The organism is Pseudosulfitobacter koreensis (assembly GCF_024733015.1).
Classification (GTDB): Bacteria; Pseudomonadota; Alphaproteobacteria; order Rhodobacterales; family Rhodobacteraceae; genus Pseudosulfitobacter; species Pseudosulfitobacter koreensis.
On the sequence record NZ_JANKJG010000008.1, the window covers coordinates 122,389 to 141,438 of the forward strand.

Sequence of the window (19,050 nt, forward strand, 5' to 3'; positions counted from 1 at the left end):
AAGGACAAAACCCCATGCAAGATATCCTGTCGATGCTTTCCGCCATTCACCGCCCGCGCCTGCTGATGCGCGCGGCGCGTTTCGGCGCCGACACATACCGGCGCGACGTGCATCTGCCGCGCCTGCTGGGCTACGGCACGCTGCCCCGCTACGGGGCGGCGCTGATGCAATTGATGGAAATGGAATCGGCGCTGAATGCCCAGCGCAAGGCGGATGACACGAGCTATAGCCTGACGCGCCACATCGACGTGCTGATCGCCATCGTGGCCGAGGCCCGTGTAATGCGCGCCGCCCTGAGCTGACAGGGCGGCGCGCGAAGCGGTGTTTACATGAACGAATCCGGTTCAGCCGCCTTGCGCTTGGCCACAAAGGCATCCAGCGCTTCGACAATGCCCGGGTCGATTGCCGGCTGCTGGTAGTCGTTCAGCATCTTCTCGACACGGATGCTGGCCAGCGCCTGCGTGTCGCGCGCGCCGTCGTCCTGCCAGGTCTCATAGGGCTTGTAGTCCAGCAGGTCCGATTTCCAGAACGCGGATTTGAAATTCGCCTGCGTGTGGGCACATCCCAGATAATGCCCGCCGGGCCCGACCTCGCGAATCGCGTCCATCGCCTGCGCGTTCTCGTCGATCTGAACGCCGCGGGCCAGGTGGTGCAGAACGCCCAGCTGGTCGGCGTCCATCACGAATTTCTCGAAGGACGACACCAGCCCGCCTTCCAGCCAGCCACAGGCGTGCAGCATGAAGTTCACACCCGACAAAAGCCCCATGTTCAGCGAGTTCGACGTCTCATAGGCCGCCTGCGCATCGGGCAGTTTCGATCCGCAGAACGATCCCGCCGAGCGGAACGGCAGCCCCATACGCCGCGCCAGTTGCCCCGCACCATAGGTGATGTGCGACGCTTCCGGCGTGCCAAAGGTCGGCGCACCCGAGTTCATGTCGATGGACGTCACGAACGCCCCGAAGATCACCGGCGCGCCCTTGCGGCAAAGCTGGCTATAGGCGATGCCCGCCAGCACTTCGGCCAATACCTGCGTCAGCGTGCCCATCACCGACACCGGCGCCATGGCACCGCCCACGATGAACGGCGAGATGATGCAGGCCTGATTGTTCTGCGCATAGACTTCCAGCGCGCCCATCATCACATCGTCAAAGGTCATCGGCGAGTTGATGTTGATCAGCGAGGTCATCACCGTGTTCTGCTGCACGAAATCCTCGCCAAACAGCACACCGCACATATCCACCGAATCCTGCGCACGGCTCGGCTCGGTGACCGATCCCATGAACGGTTTGTCCGACAGGGTCATGTGCGCATAAAGCATGTCGAGGTGGCGCTTGTTCACCGGCACATCCGTAGGCTCGCAGACCGTGCCGCCCGAATGGTGCAGCCACTTCGACATATACGCCAGCTTCACGAACTTCTGGAAATCCGCCAGCGTCGCATAGCGCCGTCCACCGGCGGCATCGCGCACGAAGGGTGGGCCGTAAACCGGGGCCAGCACCAGGTTGCGCCCGCCGACGACGACATTGCGCTCGGGGTTGCGCGCATGCTGAGTGTACTCGCTGGGCGCCGTCTTGCACAACTCGCGCGCCAGACCCTTGGGGATGCGCACGCGCTCCCCGTCCACATCCGCACCCGCATCGCGCCAGCGTTGCAGGGCGGCCGGGTTGTCGGGAAAGTTCACGCCGATTTCTTCCAAGATGATCTCGGCGTTGGTCTCGATGATCTCCAGCGCTTCCTCGGTCAGCACTTCAAAGTTGGGAATGTTGCGCTCGATGTACTTTGCCGTCTCGAACGACACTGCGCTGCGCTCGGCGCGCCGTGCAGCGCCACCGCCACCGCGTCCGCGCCGTCCAGATGTTGCTGTATCCGTCATGATTCCATTCCCTCGTCTGTGCGGGTGCCTGTCTTGACCCGCTGATTAGCCCAGCACCGTCGCCCGGCGCACGCTCTGAACGGCAGCCAGCGGCAAAAAACGACATATCGCGGGCCGGACCCGCTTCATCTTGCAAAATAAACTCCGGGGTCCGGGGCAGAGCCCCGTCAGGCGCTTGCCACAGCCAGCCCACAGCCTTAACAGGTTCGCATGAAACAAAGCTCCCATGACCGCCTCCTGATCATCGACTTCGGCAGCCAGGTAACGCAGCTGATCGCGCGCCGCCTGCGCGAACTGAACGTCTATTGCGAAATCCACCCGTTCAACATGGTGACCGACGCCTTCCTTGCGGACTTTGCGCCCAAGGCGGTGATCTTCTCGGGCGGCCCGTCTTCGGTCTTTGCCGAAGGTGCGCCGATGCCGCCCATGTCGGTCTTCGATCTGGGCGTGCCGATCCTGGGCATCTGCTATGGCCAGCAGGTGATGATGCATTGCCTCGGCGGCAAGGTGGAACGCGGTCAGGGCACGGCAGAGTTCGGGCGCGCCTATGTCTCCAAGGGGGCCAAGCCCCTCGACTGGCTGAACGGCTGGTTCCTGGAAGAGCGCGAACAGGTCTGGATGAGCCACGGCGACCACGTCAGCGCCCTTGCCCCCGGCTTCGAGGTGTTCGGCACTTCGCCCCACGCGCCCTTCGCCATCACCGCCGATCCTGCGCGCAATTTCTTCGCCGTGCAATTCCACCCCGAGGTGCACCACACCCCCAACGGCAAGACGCTCTATCAGAATTTCGTCAAGTTGGCGGGGTTCAAGGGCGACTGGACGATGGACGCCTACCGCGACGAAGCCGTGCAGCGCATCCGCGATCAGGTCGGCGACGGCAAGGTGATCTGCGCGCTCTCCGGCGGTGTCGACAGTTCCGTCGCTGCCGTGCTGATCCACGAGGCCATCGGCGAACAGCTCACTTGCGTCTATGTCGATCACGGCCTGATGCGCAAAGCCGAAAGCGAACAGGTCGTGGGCATGTTCCGCGAGCATTATAACCTGCCGCTGATCCACGCCGACGAATCCGAACTGTTCCTGGGCAAGCTCGAAGGTGTCAGCGACCCCGAGACCAAGCGCAAGATCATCGGCGGCCTCTTCATCGACGTGTTCGAGAAATACGCCAAGCAGATCGGCGGCGCGGATTTCCTGGCCCAGGGCACGCTCTACCCCGACGTGATCGAAAGTGTTTCGTTCTCTGGCGGTCCGTCGGTCACCATCAAATCGCACCACAACGTCGGCGGCCTGCCCGAGCGGATGAACATGCAACTGGTCGAGCCGCTGCGCGAGCTCTTCAAGGACGAGGTCCGCGCGCTGGGTCGCGAGCTGGGCCTGCCCGACAGCTTCATCGGGCGCCACCCCTTCCCCGGTCCGGGTCTGGCGATCCGCTGCCCCGGCGAGATCACCCGCGCCAAGCTCGACATCCTGCGCGAGGCCGATGCCGTCTATATCGACCAGATCCGCAAGCACGGGCTTTATGACGAGATCTGGCAAGCCTTCGTCGCGATCCTGCCCGTGCGCACCGTCGGCGTGATGGGCGACGGGCGCACCTACGATTTCGCCTGCGCCCTGCGCGCGGTGACCTCCGTGGACGGCATGACCGCCGACTATTACCCCTTCACCCACGAATTCCTGGGCGAAACCGCCACACGGATCATCAACGAGGTGCCGGGCATCAACCGCGTCACCTACGACATCACCTCGAAACCTCCGGGCACCATCGAGTGGGAATAAACGCCACTGCGGCAGCCACGCACGCGGGGCTGCCCGCAACATCCAAGCCTGCATCCAAGCCCCCATCAAAGTCAGGGCCCTGACCCCATGAACCCCATCCTCAAGGCCGCCCTCTGGATGAGCGGGTCCATCGCGTCGTTTTCCGCAATGGCCGTGGCGGGGCGCGAGGTGGCCTACGAACTCGATACATTCGAGATCATGATGTACCGCAGCCTCGTGGGCGTGGTCATCGTCTGCCTTGTGGCGGGGCTGACCGGTACGTGGCGGCAGATCAACACCCAGCAGATGAGCACGCATCTCATCCGCAACGTGGCGCATTTCACCGGCCAGAACCTGTGGTTCTATGCGGTCACCGTGATCCCGCTGGCGCAGGTCTTCGCGCTCGAGTTCACCTCGCCGATCTGGGTGATCGTGCTGTCGCCGCTGATCCTGGGCGAACGTCTGACGCTGGTGCGTGCGCTGGCGGCCCTCATGGGCTTTGGCGGCATCTTGATCGTGGCGCGCCCGGATGTCGGTGCGATCAATGCGGGCGTGGTGACGGCGGCCAGTGCGGCGATCTTCTTTGCGCTGACCATCATGTTCACCAAGCGGCTGACGCGCACCCAGTCGATCACCTGTATCCTGTTCTGGCTGACCGCGATGCAGGTTGTCATGGGCGTGGCCATGGCGGGATACGACGGCGACGTGATGCTGCCCACCGCGGCAACCCTGCCCTGGCTGGTGCTGATCGGGCTGGCGGGTCTGCTCGCACACTTCTGCCTCACCAATGCGCTGAAGATCGCACCGGCGACCGTGGTGGTGCCCATCGACTTCATCCGCCTGCCGACCATCGCAGTCGTGGGCATGCTGCTCTATGCCGAAGCCATCGACGTCTGGGTCTTCGTCGGTGCCGCGGTGATCTTTGCCGGCAACTACATGAACATCTGGTTCGAGACCCGCCGCCGCTGATTGCGCAGTTTTCGGATCGTCCGGGCGTCATCGCATCGCTAGGACTGTGGCCATGACAGATCAAAAATCCATATCCGGCCGTGCATGGGCCGAAATGCTGCTTCTCGGGGCCATCTGGGGCGGCTCGTTCCTGTCGATCCGCATTGCCTTGGACGAGATCGGGCCGTTGACCGCCGTAGCACACCGCACCGGCTGGGCGATGCTGGCGCTGTGGGGTGTCGTGGCCCTGCGGCGCATTCCCTTGCCCCGCGACCTGCGCATCTGGGGCGCGTTTCTGGTCATGGGCCTTCTGAACAACGTCATCCCCTTCGGCCTCATGGCCTGGGGGCAATTGCACATCGCAAGCGGCCTCACATCGATCTTCAACGCCGCCACCGCGATCTTCGGCGTTCTGGCCGCAGCGCTGTTCTTCGCGGACGAACGCATGACGGCGCGCCGCGCCTTTGGCGTGGCCCTGGGCTTTGCCGGGGTGGTCACCGCCATCGGTCTGGACAATCTGCACAGTTTCGATCTGCAAAGCCTCGCACAACTCGCTGTCCTTGCCGGTGCCGCCAGCTATGCGCTGGCCAGCGTCTGGGCGCGCAAGCATCTGGGCGGGTTGCACCCGGCGCTGGCGGCAGCGGGCATGCTGACCGGGTCCAGCCTGATCACCCTGCCACTGGCCTGGACAGTCGAGGGGCCGATCACGCTGGCACTTGCGCCCGACACCCTGCTGGCCATCGCCTATTACGCGATCATCGCCACCGCCGGAGCCTATCTGCTCTACTACCGCGTGCTGCAGATGGCAGGCAGCGGCAATCTGATGATCGTCACCCTGCTGATCCCGCCCGTGGCCATCACCCTCGGCGCATGGGTGCGCGATGAAACGCTTGGTCCGAACGCCTATGCGGGCTTTGGATTGCTGGCGCTGGGGCTCATTGTTCTGGACGGACGCGTATGGAAACGCATCCGCCCCCGCACGTCTGAGCAGAGTGACCACGCGTAAACGCAACCCCTTTCCTTTGCGTCAGGAATTGACGGAACGCGGTTGAATACGCTTTGCTGGCTTAGCTCCGCCCGTACTCACCCTGCGGAGCAGCTTCTGGGGAGGAGTGACATGACAGTAAAGACCATCGCCATTGCGGCGCTGCTGGGCTCGGCTTGCACGGCGCAGGCGGGCGGCATCGACCGTTCCGGCCAATCCATCATGGCCCTGTTCGAGGCCGGCCGCTATGCCGAGTTCAGCCTCGGCTCGATTTCGCCCGACACCTCTGGCACCGCCGTGGCAGGCTTGGGCGGTTTTGGCTCGGGCGACATGACATCCAGCTACCTGCAGCTTGGCGCGGCCTACAAGGCAGACATCAACGACCGCCTGTCCTATGCGATCATTTACGATCAGCCCTTCGGCGCGTCCGTGGATTATCCAACAGGCACAGGCTATTACGCAGCCGGAGCCAGCGCCGATCTGGACTCGCACGCACTTACAGGCCTGTTGCGCTACAAGTTCGCGAACAACTTCAGCGTCCATGGCGGTCTGCGCGTTCAAAGCATCGAAGCGACGGCCGTAGTGCCTTTTATTCCCAGCGGACCATATAGTGTAAACGGTGACCGGGATATCGGCGTCGGCTATGTAGCCGGTGTCGCATACGAAAGACCTGATATCGCATTGCGTGTCGCTTTGACATATAACTCGAGTATCGAGCACGACGTTGAAACGACCGAAAATTCGGCACTTGGATCAAACACTTCAACTACTGAGATTGAAACACCGCAATCGGTCAACCTGGACTTCCAGAGCGGCATCGCGAAAGACACCCTGCTGTTCGGCGGCATTCGCTGGGCCGAATGGTCCGCCTTCGACATCAGCCCGGCGGACTATAGAACGGTCAGCGGCGGCGGCTCGCTCGTCAGCTACGACAACGACGTGTTCACCTATTCGCTGGGTGTCGGTCGGCGCTTGAACGACAACTGGTCGGTCTCCGCCTCGGTCGGCTATGAAAAGTCCAACGGCGGCTTTGCCAGCAACCTCGGGCCCACGGACGGCAACAAGAGCCTCGCGCTCGCGGCAGTCTATACCCAGGACAACATGAAGATCACCACCGGCATCCGCTACGTCAACATCGGTGATGCACAGACCTCGATAGATGGCGGGCTTTCAACCGCCGCAAACTTCGAGGACAACCACGCCGTCGCCATCGGCGTCAAGGTCGGCTACAGCTTCTGATCCCGCCCTTCACCGGCACGAGACCTGAAACCCGCAGCCCACAAGCTGCGGGTTTTTCCGTTTGTGCACGGGGCCGAACTGGCGTCTCTTGCAGCACTCGGGTAGGAACGTCCCCAAACAGATGACGGACCCCGACCGATGCTTTATCCAGATGCCGCAAGCTGGCGTGATGCCAGCGAAAAACGAGTGCTCGTCTATGGCATGTCCGGCCTGGGCAAGACCCATATGTCGACGCTGCTGCGTGCCTCCGGCGCGTGGTTCCACTACTCGATCGACTACCGCATCGGCACGCGCTACATGGGCGAATTCATCGCCGACAACGCCAAGGCCGAGGCGATGAAAGTACCGTTCCTGCGCGATTTGCTGATGACAGACAGCATCTACATCGGCTCCAACATCACGTTCGACAACCTCTCACCCGTCGCCACCTATCTGGGCAAACCGGGCGATCCCGCGCTCGGCGGTCTGCCCATCGCCGAATACACGCGCCGTCAGGAACAGTTCCGCAAGGCCGAGATCAACGCCCTGCAGGACACCGCCTATTTCGCCGGACGCGGCCGCGCGCTTTATGGCTATCCGCACTTCATCTGCGACACCGGCGGGTCGATCTGCGAATGGGTCGATGCAACGGACGATCACGATCCGCTGATGACGGAACTGTCGGCCTGCTGCCTGCCCGTCTGGATCAAGGGCAGCGATGCCCACACCGCAGAGTTGATCCGCCGCTTTGACAAGGCCCCGAAACCGATGGCCTACCTGCCCGCGTTCCTGTTGCAGTGCTGGCAGGAATACCTAGCGGAAACAGGGCTCTCCGAGGCAAAGGTGAACCCCGACGCCTTTATCCGCTGGACCTATGCGCGCGCACTGGCCCACCGTCAGCCGCGCTATCAGGCGATGTCGCGCTGGGGCGTCACCGTCACCGCCGACGCAGTGGCGGCCATGAACAGCCCCGCCGATTTCACCGACCTGATCGCCGACGCCCTTGAGCGGCGCAGCCAAGACCCTATCTGACCCTTCTCCAAACAAGTCCGGACCCAAGCCAATGCCCATCAAGATCCCATCCACCCTGCCCGCCTACGACGTGCTGACCCGCGAGGGTGTGATGGTTGTCGACGAGGAACTGGCCGCCAGCCAGGACATCCGCCCGCTGCGGATCGCTCTGCTGAACCTGATGCCCAAGAAGATCCAGACCGAAACCCAGTTTGCCCGTCTGATCGGGGCCACGCCGCTGCAGATCGAGTTCAGCCTGATCCGCATGTCCGAGCACAACACCCGCAACACCGCCGCCGAGCATATGGAGAGTTTCTACCGCCCCTTTTCCGAGGTCACGGAAGAGAAATTCGACGGGCTGATCATCACCGGCGCGCCGATCGAACATCTCAATTTCGACGAGGTCGGCTATTGGGACGAGTTGCAGCAGGTGATGGACTGGACCCAGACCAATGTGCATTCCACCTTTGGCGTGTGCTGGGGCGGCATGGCGATGATCAACCATTTTCACGGGGTGCAGAAACACATCCTGGACAAGAAGGCATTCGGCTGTTTCCGGCACCGGAATCTGGCACCCGCCTCGCCCTATCTGCGGGGGTTCTCGGATGATTGCGTGATCCCCGTCAGCCGCTGGACCGAAATGCGCCAGGCCGAGGTCGATGCCGCGACCGGGCTGCGCACGCTTCTGGGCAGCGACGAGGTCGGCCCCTGTCTGGTCGAGGATGTAGCGCACCGCGCGCTCTATATCTTCAACCACTTTGAGTATGACAGCGACACGCTGAAACAGGAATACGACCGCGACGTGGCCGCAGGCACCGAAATCAACGTGCCGATGAACTATTACCCCAACGACGACCCCAGCCAGCCGCCGCAGAACCGCTGGCGCAGCCATGCGCATCTCTTGTACGGGAACTGGATCAATGAAATCTACCAGTCCACGCCGTTCGATCTGGCTAAAATTGGGACATAAGGCGTTGATCTGGATTGCCCTTCTCGGGCTGGTCTTCGTGGCCACCGTGCAGATCGCAGCCTATCTGCGCGAAACGCGCGCCGAAGTCACGCATCCCCCGCTGGGACAGATCCTGGACGTGAACGGCACCGAAGTGCACGCGCTGGTGATGGGCGAAGGCCCCGATCTGGTGATGATCCACGGTGCGGGCGGCAATATGCGCGACTTCACCTTCGACTTTGCCGAACGGCTGACCGACCGCTACCGCGTGATCCTGCTCGACCGCCCCGGACTGGGCTGGACCGCCCTGCCGCCCGACGCCTCGAACGGGGCCTGGGCCAGCGAAGGCACCGCGCCGCAGGTTCAGGCAGCCCTGTTGCAGGGCGCTGCCGATCAGCTGGGCGTCAGCAACCCGATCGTGCTGGGCCACAGCTTTGGCGGCTCTGTCGCGCTGGCCTGGGCGCTGGCGCGCCCCGATGACACCGCCGCCGTGGTGATGGTCGCGGGTGTGGCGCAGCCCTGGCCCGGCGATCTGGGGCCGTTCTATACCGTGCTGGGGTCGCCTTGGGGCGGTGCACTGGCCGTGCCGCTGATCACCGCCTTCACCCCGCGCGCCTACGTCAAGGTCAGCATCGACAGCATATTCGCCCCGCAGGCCGCACCGCAGACCTATGCCGACTATATCGGTGCGGGCCTGTCGATGCGCCGCGTCACCCTGCGCGCCAACGTGCGCCAGGTGAACACGCTGCGCCCGCATATGGTGGCGATGAAGCCGGAGTTTCCCACGCTGTCCATGCCGTTCGAGATCATCCACGGCGATGCGGATGACACCGTGCCGCTGCACGTCCACGCGGTCCCGCTGTCGCAGCAGGTGCCGAATGCCAACCTGACCGTGCTGCCCGGCGTCGGCCACATGCCGCACCACGTCGATCCGCAGGCGGTGGTCGATGCCATCGACCGTGCCGCACAACGTGCGGGTTTGCGTTAACCGCCCTTAGACACCATATTGATGTTAAGAGCAGTCACATAAAAGGGAACCTGCGCCGTGAGCAAACCATTCGACGGGGCGATCAGCACCTACGCCACCCAAGGCGCACCCGAACACATCCGCAAGGCGATTTCACGCGCCGACAAGGATGACATCCTCTCGGACAGCTATCCCCATTCAGAACGCCTGTCGGGCAAGGCCTACGACAAGCAGATGGAAAAATTGCAGATCGAACTGGTCAAGATGCAGGCCTGGGCGCAGGACACCGGCGCGCGCGTGGTCTGCGTGTTCGAAGGCCGCGACGCCGCAGGCAAAGGCGGCACGATCAAGCGGTTTCGCGAAAACCTGAACCCGCGCAGCGCGCATGTGGTAGCGCTTGCAAAACCGACCGAGACCGAGGCCGGCGAATGGTATTTCCAGCGCTATGCCAGACGCCTGCCCAGTGCGGGCAACCTCGCGTTCTATGACCGCAGCTGGTACAACCGCGGTGTGGTCGAACATGTCTTCGGCTTTTGCACCGACACGCAGCGCGCGCATTTCTTTCAGCAGGTGCATCCCTTCGAGGAAATGCTGGTCGAAGACGGCATTCACCTGTTCAAGTTCTGGCTGAACGTGGGCCGTGCCGAACAGCTGCGCCGGATGATGGACCGCGAATCCGACCCGCTGAAACAGTGGAAACTCAGCCGGATCGACATCGAGGGCCTCTCGAAATGGGACGACTACAGCGGGGCGATCCGCGAAACGCTGGACCGGTCGCATTCGGACGCGGCGCCCTGGACCATCGTGCGTTCGGACGACAAGCGCCGCGCGCGGCTGACGGCGATCCGCTCAGTCCTGCACGGGCTGGACTATGCCAACAAGGACACACAAGCCATCGGCGAGATCGACACATCCATCTGCGGCGGCCCGGACATCTGGGATGTCTAAACGCGGCTATCATCACGGCAACCTGCGGCAGGCGCTGGTCGATGCCGCGCTTGAGCTGATCGAGGCGAAGGGCCCCACCGGCTTTACCCTGTCCGAAGCAGCCAAGCAGGCCGGTGTGACCCCCGCAGCCGTCTACCGCCACTTCGAGGGCCGCGAGGATCTGATCGCCGAAGCAGCACTTCAGGGTTACGAGATGTTTTCGGACCTGATGGAATATGCCTATCAATCCGGCCAGCCTTCGGCCCTGGCGGCATTCGAGGCGACGGGACGCGCCTATCTGGCCTTTGCCCGCAAGCATCCCGGCCATTACATCGCGATGTTCGAAAGCGGCATCTCGATCAACCGCACCCCGGAACTGGCCGCCGCCGCCACCCGCGCCAACGGGGTGCTGGAAAAGGCCGCAGGTGACCTGTCGCAGCATATCCCGGCGCACAAACGCCCGCCCGCCTCCATGTTCAGCGCCCACATCTGGGCGATGAGCCACGGCGTGGTCGAACTCTTCGCCCGCAACAGCCCCGGCCGCGCCAGCCCCTTTCCACCCGAAGACCTGCTGGAAAGCGGCATCGGCATCTACCTGCGCGGCTTGGGTCTGGTGGCACCGGACAGTTAATGCTTGCCGCACCAATGGGCCTCACCTATCAACTATGAGTAGACCCGAATTTGTGTGATTTTTGAATGCCGAACATCTTTTCGAACGCGACCCTCACCCGCAAGGACCGCCTGCGCGATCTCAAGGCGCGCGAACACGGGTATTTCGATCTGGAATTCATCAAGGCGACCTCGCCCGAATATCGCAGCCGCTGCGTCGACCTTCTGGACCGCTCCAAATCGCAACTGCGCCAGGACCTCTTCGCGCTGTCCCACCTGGACTTCAAACGCGGCGGGTTCTTCGTCGAATTCGGGGCCACCAATGGCGTCGAGCTGAACAACACCTGGCTGATGGAAAACGCCTTTGACTGGACGGGCATCGTTGCCGAGCCTGCGCGCAACTGGCAGGCCGAACTGGTGGCAAACCGCAATTGCGCCATCGAAAAGCGCTGCGTCTGGCGCGCATCAGCCGAGACCTTGCAGTTCACCGAAGCGCCGCGCGGCGAAAACTCGGGCATCTCCAGCTTCGTGCCCAGTTCGCGCAAGCTGCGCGGCACGTCCTATGACGTGACCACGATTTCGCTGAACGACATGCTGGCGGAACACGGCGCGCCGGATGTCATCGACTATATGTCGGTCGACACCGAAGGCAGCGAATTCGACATCCTGAACGCCGTCGATTTCGACCGCTGGTCTTTTCAGGTGATGAGCATCGAGCACAACTATGCCCCGCAGCGTGAAGACATCCACGCGCTTCTGACGTCCGAGGGCTACGCGCGCGTGCATGAGCACGTCTCGCGTTTCGATGATTGGTACATCAAGGCCGACTGACTGCATCAAGATTAGGCGCAAACTTCGACCAACGGGTTCGGCGCGACCGAAGCCGTCGCTTTGGCGTTGCAGGCCGCCCGACAGTACCCTAGTGAAATGGTCACTTACTTATCAGTCCCAGCACATCCTCCCGATCAGCCAGGGACCCTCCCTTAGAAAGTGATATCATGACGATTAAAACCCTCATCTGTGCGGGTGCTTCCGCGATTGTGCTCGCAACTGGCGCATCGGCGCAGGAAAACATCGCAGTCGGTGCCGATCCGATATTTGATCCGGCGCAGGACCGCCCGGTCCTGTCGTGGACCGCAGGTATCGCCGCGACCGCACGCTTTGCCACCTCGGACGATTTCGACCACGCCGAGAACGAAGTCGAAGCCTTTGTCGAACTCGCCTACTCCGGTTTCCACGCCGGCCTGATCATCACCACGCTCTACCAGGACCCGGCAGACGACGTCGAATACGAAGCCAACCTGGGCTACGGTGCCGACTTTGCCAACGGCATGTCGTGGGATCTGACCTATGGCTACATCTGGCTGAACAACACAAACGGTCACGCCGAAGAAATCACCGCATCGCTGGCTTTCCCGATCACTCAAACTGTCGACGGAGCCTTCGCCGTGATCTTTGATCCCGACACTGGCAAGAGCGATCAGGAATTCGCGTTCGAAACCGCCCTGAACGACCGCTGGTCGCTGGTCGGTCTGGTCGGAAATTCCGACCGCGACGATAATGTCTACGGCGAGCTGGGCGCGGTCTATGCGATCAACGACAGCACCGCGTTCCAGGTTCTCTACGAAGACACCAACGACGGCGACGGCCTGCTGGGCCTGACCGTGGCCTATGAATTCGGCGGCTGAACTCGGCCTCGCCGGGTGACGTCGACAGGCGCGCAATCTTGTACAGATTGTGCGCCTTTTTGTACAGAAACGCTAAAAACCCGCGCTGGCCTGACGAAAACGGACAGGCACTCTTGTACAGATTCTGCGTCGTTTCGTACCAAAAACACCCCGAAACGAAAAAACCCGCGCCGGTCTGGCGCGGGTTTTTCCAATCTTGTCCGGCTGAAACGACTTAGCGCTTCGAGAACTGGAAGCTCTTACGGGCTTTCGCCTTGCCGTATTTCTTACGTTCCACAACGCGGCTGTCACGTGTCAGGAAGCCTGCGGCTTTCAACGCGCCACGAAGGCTGGGATCATAAAGTTGCAGCGCCTTGGACACGCCGTGCTTGACCGCACCGGCCTGACCAGAGAGACCACCGCCCTTGACCGTGGCGACCACGTCAAATTCACCTTCGACACCGGCAACGGTGAAAGGCTGGGCCAGGATCATCTGCAGAACCGGGCGGGCAAAGTATGTCTTCATCTCTTTGCCGTTCACGGTGACCTTGCCCGAACCGGGCTTGATCCAGACGCGGGCAACCGCATCTTTCCGCTTGCCTGTGGCGTAGGACCGGCCGAATTCGTCACGGACGGGCTCGCGCGGGGTCAGATCGGTTTCGGTGCCTTGCACGCCGCCGACGTTTTCGGTCACGGCAGCTTGCAGGTCTTCGAGTGTGTTGATTTCGTCAGCCATGCTCATGCGCTCCGCGTGTTTTTCTTGTTCATCGACTTGACGTCGAGAACTTCGGGGTTCTGCGCTTCATGGGGGTGTTCGCCACCAGCATAGACGCGCAGGTTGGTCATGACCTGACGGCTCAGACGGTTGCCGGGCAGCATCCGCTTGACGGCCAGAGTGACCACACGCTCGGGGTGCGCGCCTTCGAGGATCTGCTCTTTGGTGCGCGATTTGATGCCACCGGGGTGGCCGGTGTGCCAAAAATGCTCTTCCTGGCGTTTCTTGCCAGTCAGTTGCACTTTTTCAGCGTTGATGATGATCACGTTGTCGCCCATGTCCATGTGCGGTGTGAACGACGGCTTGTGCTTGCCGCGCAGGCGGCTTGCGACGATCGTGGCAAGACGGCCCAGAACGATGCCTTCGGCGTCGATCAGGATCCATTTCTTGTCGATGTCCGCAGGTGTTGCGGTAAAGGTTTTCATGAGCAGGAGTTTCCTGTTTGCTGTTGCGGGGCACGCGGGACGTGACCCTGGTATGCGATGGGCGGGTTATATAGCACGCGCACGGGCGGTCAAGCGGCGCAAATCTTTTAAAACCATTGCAATTCAAAGACTTGCAAATAAGGTATTATATTACCCCACCATCAGACGTTGATCTGGTCGGGGGGATTGTCCAGAAGCGCGCGCAACCGGCCCACCGCTGCCTCGAAGGTGTGCAGTTGCACGCCCGCATTGATGGCAAAGCGGATCGCATGCGGGCTGCGCGCGTCGCGGCAGGCGTATTCCTCGCCCGCCCGCACCTGCACGCCCTGGGCTTCGGCGGCCTGGCAAAACGCGGTGGCGCGCCAGCCCTCGGGCAGCGGCAACCACACGAACGGCACGTTCTCGCGCCAGCGCAGGTCATAGCCGCCCAGGATGTTCACCGCCGCCTGAACGTATTGGTTGATCCCCGCCTGCACCTGCGCCGTCAGCGCGGGCAATTGCGGATGCGCCAGCAGCGCCGCCGTCAGATCCAGCATCGGCGTCGGCAGGCCAAAGAACGCATGTTCCGCCGCACGGCGCAGCGGCGCCGCCCGCCCGTGCGGGGCAATCGCCGCGCCCACACGCAGCGCGGGCGTCAGCGATTTCGAGATCGACGAGACGTACCAGCCGCGTTCCGGCGCGAGCATCCGGTAGGACGGGGCACGGGCGGCGGCGATCTGATAGCAATCGTCGTCGATGATCTGAAGGTCATGGGCGCGGGCCACCTCGACCAGTTCAAGACGCCGCTCCAGCGGGGTGAAGAGACAGGTGGGATTGTGGACCTCGGGCGAGGTGCAGAACACCTGTGCATCATGGGTGGCGGCGGCGCGGGCCAGCGCCTCGGGAATGACGCCCTGCGCATCCATCGCCACGGGGACCACATCGGCGCGCACCAGTTCGGCCGCACGGCGGAAACCGGGATAGGACAGCTCCTCGACCAGAACCACGGGCTTGCGCCCCTTCAGCAGCGCCTGCAACAGCAGCAGGATCGCGCTTTGGCCCCCGTTGGCCAGAACCACGTCGCCCTGATCCATGTGCCCCAGTTGAGCGGCAGCCAGCCACGTCACCACGGCCTCGCGCGCCGGGCGCGCGTTGGTGCGGTCGGGGTAGTGCATCATCCCCGAGGGCGGATCGCGCGCAATATCAGCCAGCAAGGAACGGATCAGCTGCGCCTGCCCGACGCTGGGCAGATGCGGCGAGACCATGTTGACGCGCCAGCTTTGCGCCTCGCGATTATGAGCGGCGCTGTCGATTTCGATCGGCGGGGCGAAGGCTGCATCGTCGTCCACGGGTGGCGCGACAAAGGTACCGCGCCCGACTTCGGCGTTCAGCAGCCCCTCGTCGGTCAGAATGGTATAGGCGCGGGCCACAGTGCCCGGCGTTATCTTGAGTTGCCACGCCAGATCGCGGACCGGCGGCAGACGCGTGCCCTCGGGCATGACCCCGCCCGACACCGCGTCGCGGATGATCTGCACCACGGCCTTGTACTTGGGTCCGCCGCCGGTTGGCAGGGATTCGGGCCAAATTGTATCCATTACAATGTTTCCGTAGATTCCTTGTACCAGTCTTTGTATCAATAACCATGGCAATAACGCCAAATTGTGTCAATACAATTCATCGGAAAAGCCAAAGGAGATTTCCCATGACACAGACCAACGCCCTGCCCGCCGACATCCTGATGCACCTGCGCGACACGCGCACGCTGCCGGTCGTTTCCGTCGTCGCGATCAAGCTGGCTGTTGTCCTGTCGAAATGGGCCACACGCCGCCGCACACGCCTGGCCCTGGGCCAGTTGACCGATGCGCAGCTGGACGATGTGGGACTGACCCCGCGCGCCGCTCTTATCGAGCAGCGTCGGGTATTCTGGCAGGCGTAACTTCCCTGTGACGCAGGCCAGTCCTCTTCCTTGCCGCCGGGTCCGTCCCGGCGGTCTTTTCATGTGACACCCTCAGCGCGGCGGGATCGCATAGGTCAGCGTCGCCCGCGCCACCGGCTGGTCCATCCCGTGCGAATGTATCAATACATCCGTGACCGAAAGCAGCTTGCCCAGTTTCAGAACCGTGGCATAGGCCACCAGATCGACGCCCGCGATGGGCTTGCGCATGAAGTCGATCGAGCAATTGGTGGTCACCGCCAGCGCCTTGGGCCCGATCAGGGCCAGCGTCGCCAGATAGGCCGACACATCCGCCAGCGCGAACATCGACGGGCCCGACACGGTGCCCCCGGGGCGCAGGTGCCGCTCGCCCACCGCCATGCGCACGCGGATCTTTCCGCCGCCCACCTCCTCGACGATAAAGTCGTTTGCCACCTGATCGAATTCGGCGACCATGAAGGCCATCAGATCTTGTGCGGTCATGACTGTTTGCATGGGTTTTCCTCTGTTCGTCCCTGCCCTAAGGTCCCAGCGACACCGCAGGAGGGCAAGATGGCAATTCTTGAACGTAAGGTCACGGATGGCGTGGCACATTTGACGATGAACGCGCCCGAGCGGCTGAATGCGCTCTCTGACGAGATGATACTGGCGCTGCATACCACGTTGGACGAAATCGCCGAGACGCCAGGCATCCGCGTGGTGGTTCTGTCGGGCAGCGGCAAGGCGTTCTGCGCCGGACACGACCTGAAACAGATGACCGAAGGCCGACAGAAACCCGATGGCGGGCGCGGATACTTCGCCGATCTCTTCAACCGCTGCGCGTCGATGATGGCGCGGGTGCAGTCCCTGCCCCAGCCGGTGATCGCGCAGGTCCACGGAATAGCCACCGCCGCGGGCTGTCAGCTGGTCGCCACCTGCGATATGGCCATCGCCGCCACCGGCACGCGCTTTGGCGTCAACGGGGTGAACATCGGGCTGTTCTGCTCGACGCCGATGGTGGCCCTGACCCGCAATATCCCGCGCAAACAGGCCTTCGAGATGCTGACCACCGGCCAGTTCATCGAAGCCGAGCGCGCCGAGGCGCTTGGGCTGATCAACCGCACGGTGCTGCCCGAGCAACTGACGGCGGAAACCCTGAAACTGGCCGAGACCGTCGCGGGCAAGCTGAGCACGGCGGTTAAAATCGGCAAACAGGCGTTCTACGAGCAGTTGTCGATGACCACCGATGCCGCCTATGCGCACACCGGCAATGTCATGGTGGAAAACATGCTGCACCGGGACACCGAAGAGGGAATTGCGGCGTTTCTGGACAAGCGTGATCCCAAGTGGGAACAGTAGGGCAAAATCGCCGGAATTGTGTAATTACATGATTTTTCACTGCATTTCATGGGATTCCTGATTGTTTCCAAATCGGTTGCGATTGTTCCGGTGGAATCTCTGGCAAATCTGTCAAGACTGTGTCACAAAGTAGACAAGCCAGATGGCTCATACGATTTTGGGTCGCCGTGGGCGGAAGGTCCCTCCAGGTCAGCTCTCTCTGACCGACCATTCCCGCAGCGGCGACCCCAAAATTCCCCTTCTCAGCTTTGCAGACCCTGACCACATGCCGGTGATGCCTGCGCGCGCCCCGTTGCGCATGGCCGCGTGCTGCCCTACATGGGCTGCATGACAGATACCCTTCATATCGTGGGCGGCGGCATGGCCGGGTCCGAAGCAGCATGGCAAGCCGCCAACATGGGCGTGCGGGTCGTCATCCATGAAATGCGGCCCCAGGTCGGCACGTTCGCCCACCAGACTGGCCTTCTGGGCGAAATGGTCTGTTCCAACTCGTTCCGGTCGGACGACAGTGAACAGAACGCCGTCGGCCTGCTGCATTGGGAAATGCGCGCGGCAAATGGGCTGATCATGGCGACGGCAGACAAACACCGCCTGCCCGCCGGCGGCGCGCTGGCCGTGGACCGCGAGCCGTTCGCGCAGACCGTCACCGACACGTTGATGGCGCATCCGAACATCACGGTCGAATACGGCGAGATTACCGAGCTGCCCCGGGACGGCACCTGGATCATCGCCACCGGCCCGCTGACATCTTCAAGCTTGGGTCAGGCCATTGCAGCCGAGACAGGTGCCGAAGCGCTGGCGTTTTTCGACGCGATCGCACCCATCGTCTACCACGACAGCATCGACATGGAACGCGCCTGGATGCAGTCGCGCTATGACAAGGGCGAGACCGAGGAAGAGCGCACCGCCTATCTGAACTGCCCGATGGACAAGGCGCAGTATGACGCTTTCATCGACGCGCTGCTGGCCGCCGACAAGACCGAGTTTCACGAGGGCGAGACCGCCGGGTACTTCGACGGCTGCCTGCCCATCGAGGTGATGGCAGAGCGTGGCCGCGAGACCCTGCGCCACGGTCCGATGAAGCCCGTGGGCCTGACCAATCCGCACCAGCCCGAGGTCAAGGCACACGCGGTGGTGCAATTGCGCCGCGATAACAAGCTGGGCACGCTCTATAATATCGTCGGTTTCCAGACCAAGATGAAATACGGCGCGCAGACCGAAGTGTTCAAGATGATCCCCGGCCTGGAAAACGCGAGCTTTGCCCGTCTGGGCGGCATCCACCGCAACACGTTTCTGAACAGCCCGACGCTGCTGGACGGCCAGATGCGCCTGCGCTCGCGGCCCAATGTGCGCTTTGCGGGCCAGATCACCGGCGTCGAGGGCTATGTGGAATCCTCGGCCATGGGGTTGCTGGCGGGGCGTATGGCCGCCGCCGAACTGCTGGGCGGATCGCTGGAGACGCCACCCGACACCACCGCGATGGGCGCGCTGATCACGCACATCTCGGGCGGAGCCGAGGCCAAGACGTTCCAGCCGATGAACGTGAACTTTGGCCTCTTCCCCCCCGTCGATGGTCTGAAGGGCGGACGCCGCGGCCGCAAGGACCGCTACAAGGCCTACACCGACCGGGCCAAGGCGGATTGGCAGGACTGGCTGGCCCCGCAGGCAGCCATCGCGTGACACCGGACTGGACG

At 62.8% G+C, this 19,050-nt stretch carries 20 protein-coding genes; 15 read left to right on the forward strand and 5 right to left on the reverse strand.

Translation table 11 applies throughout. The features are described 5' to 3' along the window. The first annotated feature begins 14 nt into the window (after positions 1-14). Positions 15-302 carry a DUF6477 family protein gene (locus NTA49_RS11995; protein ID WP_258295023.1) on the forward strand — a complete coding sequence of 96 codons (288 nt, stop codon included), beginning with the start codon at positions 15-17 and terminating at the stop codon, positions 300-302. A 23-nt stretch (positions 303-325) separates the two neighbouring features. Here NTA49_RS11995 and NTA49_RS12000 read toward each other — a convergent pair whose 3' ends face one another. Continuing rightward, on the reverse strand, positions 326-1,873 hold the full coding sequence (locus NTA49_RS12000) for a trimethylamine methyltransferase family protein (protein ID WP_258295024.1): 1,548 nt from the start codon (positions 1,871-1,873) through the stop codon (positions 326-328). A gap of 210 nt (positions 1,874-2,083) precedes the next feature. Between NTA49_RS12000 and guaA the strand changes: the two genes are divergently transcribed. From guaA to NTA49_RS12055, 11 genes are all read left to right on the forward strand, one after another. After that, complete coding sequence (gene guaA / locus NTA49_RS12005) at positions 2,084-3,646, forward strand: glutamine-hydrolyzing GMP synthase (RefSeq protein WP_258295025.1); 1,563 nt, start codon at positions 2,084-2,086, stop codon at positions 3,644-3,646. 87 nt (positions 3,647-3,733) lie between these two features. Further along, positions 3,734-4,594, forward strand: coding sequence for a DMT family transporter (locus NTA49_RS12010; RefSeq protein WP_258295026.1), 861 nt, complete (start codon positions 3,734-3,736; stop codon positions 4,592-4,594). A 52-nt stretch (positions 4,595-4,646) separates the two neighbouring features. Then, a complete protein-coding gene (locus NTA49_RS12015; protein ID WP_258295027.1) occupies positions 4,647-5,579 on the forward strand; it encodes a DMT family transporter in 933 nt (310 codons plus the stop codon). A gap of 111 nt (positions 5,580-5,690) precedes the next feature. Continuing rightward, the gene (locus NTA49_RS12020; protein WP_258295028.1) at positions 5,691-6,797 is read left to right on the forward strand and encodes an OmpP1/FadL family transporter; all 1,107 of its coding nucleotides are present in this window, start codon (positions 5,691-5,693) and stop codon (positions 6,795-6,797) included. Between the two features lie 138 nt (positions 6,798-6,935). After that, the gene (locus NTA49_RS12025; RefSeq protein ID WP_258295029.1) at positions 6,936-7,808 is read left to right on the forward strand and encodes a hypothetical protein; all 873 of its coding nucleotides are present in this window, start codon (positions 6,936-6,938) and stop codon (positions 7,806-7,808) included. A 31-nt stretch (positions 7,809-7,839) separates the two neighbouring features. Then, positions 7,840-8,757: a homoserine O-acetyltransferase MetA gene (gene metA / locus NTA49_RS12030; protein WP_258295030.1), complete on the forward strand. Its 918-nt coding sequence runs from the start codon at positions 7,840-7,842 to the stop codon at positions 8,755-8,757. Then, complete coding sequence (locus NTA49_RS12035; RefSeq protein WP_258295031.1) at positions 8,708-9,724, forward strand: alpha/beta fold hydrolase; 1,017 nt, start codon at positions 8,708-8,710, stop codon at positions 9,722-9,724. The genes metA and NTA49_RS12035 overlap by 50 nt, the downstream gene beginning before the upstream one ends. 57 nt (positions 9,725-9,781) lie before the next feature. Further along, positions 9,782-10,651, forward strand: a complete 870-nt coding sequence (gene ppk2, locus NTA49_RS12040; RefSeq protein ID WP_258295032.1) for a polyphosphate kinase 2 — start codon at positions 9,782-9,784, stop codon at positions 10,649-10,651. Next, complete coding sequence (locus NTA49_RS12045) at positions 10,644-11,261, forward strand: TetR/AcrR family transcriptional regulator (RefSeq protein ID WP_258295033.1); 618 nt, start codon at positions 10,644-10,646, stop codon at positions 11,259-11,261. The genes ppk2 and NTA49_RS12045 overlap by 8 nt, the downstream gene beginning before the upstream one ends. Positions 11,262-11,326: 65 nt before the next feature. Next, positions 11,327-12,070: an FkbM family methyltransferase gene (locus tag NTA49_RS12050; protein ID WP_258295034.1), complete on the forward strand. Its 744-nt coding sequence runs from the start codon at positions 11,327-11,329 to the stop codon at positions 12,068-12,070. Between the two features lie 167 nt (positions 12,071-12,237). Next, positions 12,238-12,927 carry a hypothetical protein gene (locus NTA49_RS12055; protein ID WP_258295035.1) on the forward strand — a complete coding sequence of 230 codons (690 nt, stop codon included), beginning with the start codon at positions 12,238-12,240 and terminating at the stop codon, positions 12,925-12,927. Positions 12,928-13,141: 214 nt separating this feature from the next. On the opposite strand, the gene rpsI is transcribed toward NTA49_RS12055, so the two are convergent. The 3 genes from rpsI to NTA49_RS12070 form a co-directional block, all read right to left on the reverse strand. Further along, positions 13,142-13,642, reverse strand: coding sequence for a 30S ribosomal protein S9 (gene rpsI, locus NTA49_RS12060; RefSeq protein WP_261368283.1), 501 nt, complete (start codon positions 13,640-13,642; stop codon positions 13,142-13,144). A 2-nt stretch (positions 13,643-13,644) separates the two neighbouring features. Continuing rightward, positions 13,645-14,106 (reverse strand): 50S ribosomal protein L13, encoded by a 462-nt coding sequence (gene rplM, locus NTA49_RS12065; RefSeq protein WP_089420380.1) that lies wholly within the window; start codon positions 14,104-14,106, stop codon positions 13,645-13,647. 161 nt (positions 14,107-14,267) lie between these two features. Beyond that, positions 14,268-15,680 carry an aminotransferase-like domain-containing protein gene (locus NTA49_RS12070; protein WP_258295036.1) on the reverse strand — a complete coding sequence of 471 codons (1,413 nt, stop codon included), beginning with the start codon at positions 15,678-15,680 and terminating at the stop codon, positions 14,268-14,270. A 107-nt stretch (positions 15,681-15,787) separates the two neighbouring features. Between NTA49_RS12070 and NTA49_RS12075 the strand changes: the two genes are divergently transcribed. Beyond that, positions 15,788-16,021 carry a DUF1127 domain-containing protein gene (locus NTA49_RS12075; RefSeq protein ID WP_258295039.1) on the forward strand — a complete coding sequence of 78 codons (234 nt, stop codon included), beginning with the start codon at positions 15,788-15,790 and terminating at the stop codon, positions 16,019-16,021. 72 nt (positions 16,022-16,093) lie between these two features. On the opposite strand, the gene NTA49_RS12080 is transcribed toward NTA49_RS12075, so the two are convergent. After that, a complete protein-coding gene (locus NTA49_RS12080; RefSeq protein WP_261368284.1) occupies positions 16,094-16,513 on the reverse strand; it encodes a PaaI family thioesterase in 420 nt (139 codons plus the stop codon). Positions 16,514-16,570: 57 nt separating this feature from the next. On the opposite strand from NTA49_RS12080, the gene NTA49_RS12085 reads away from it, so the two are divergent. Continuing rightward, positions 16,571-17,356: an enoyl-CoA hydratase gene (locus NTA49_RS12085; RefSeq protein ID WP_258295041.1), complete on the forward strand. Its 786-nt coding sequence runs from the start codon at positions 16,571-16,573 to the stop codon at positions 17,354-17,356. A gap of 327 nt (positions 17,357-17,683) precedes the next feature. Continuing rightward, positions 17,684-19,036 (forward strand): methylenetetrahydrofolate--tRNA-(uracil(54)-C(5))-methyltransferase (FADH(2)-oxidizing) TrmFO, encoded by a 1,353-nt coding sequence (gene trmFO / locus NTA49_RS12090; protein WP_258295042.1) that lies wholly within the window; start codon positions 17,684-17,686, stop codon positions 19,034-19,036. Positions 19,037-19,050: the final 14 nt, after the last annotated feature.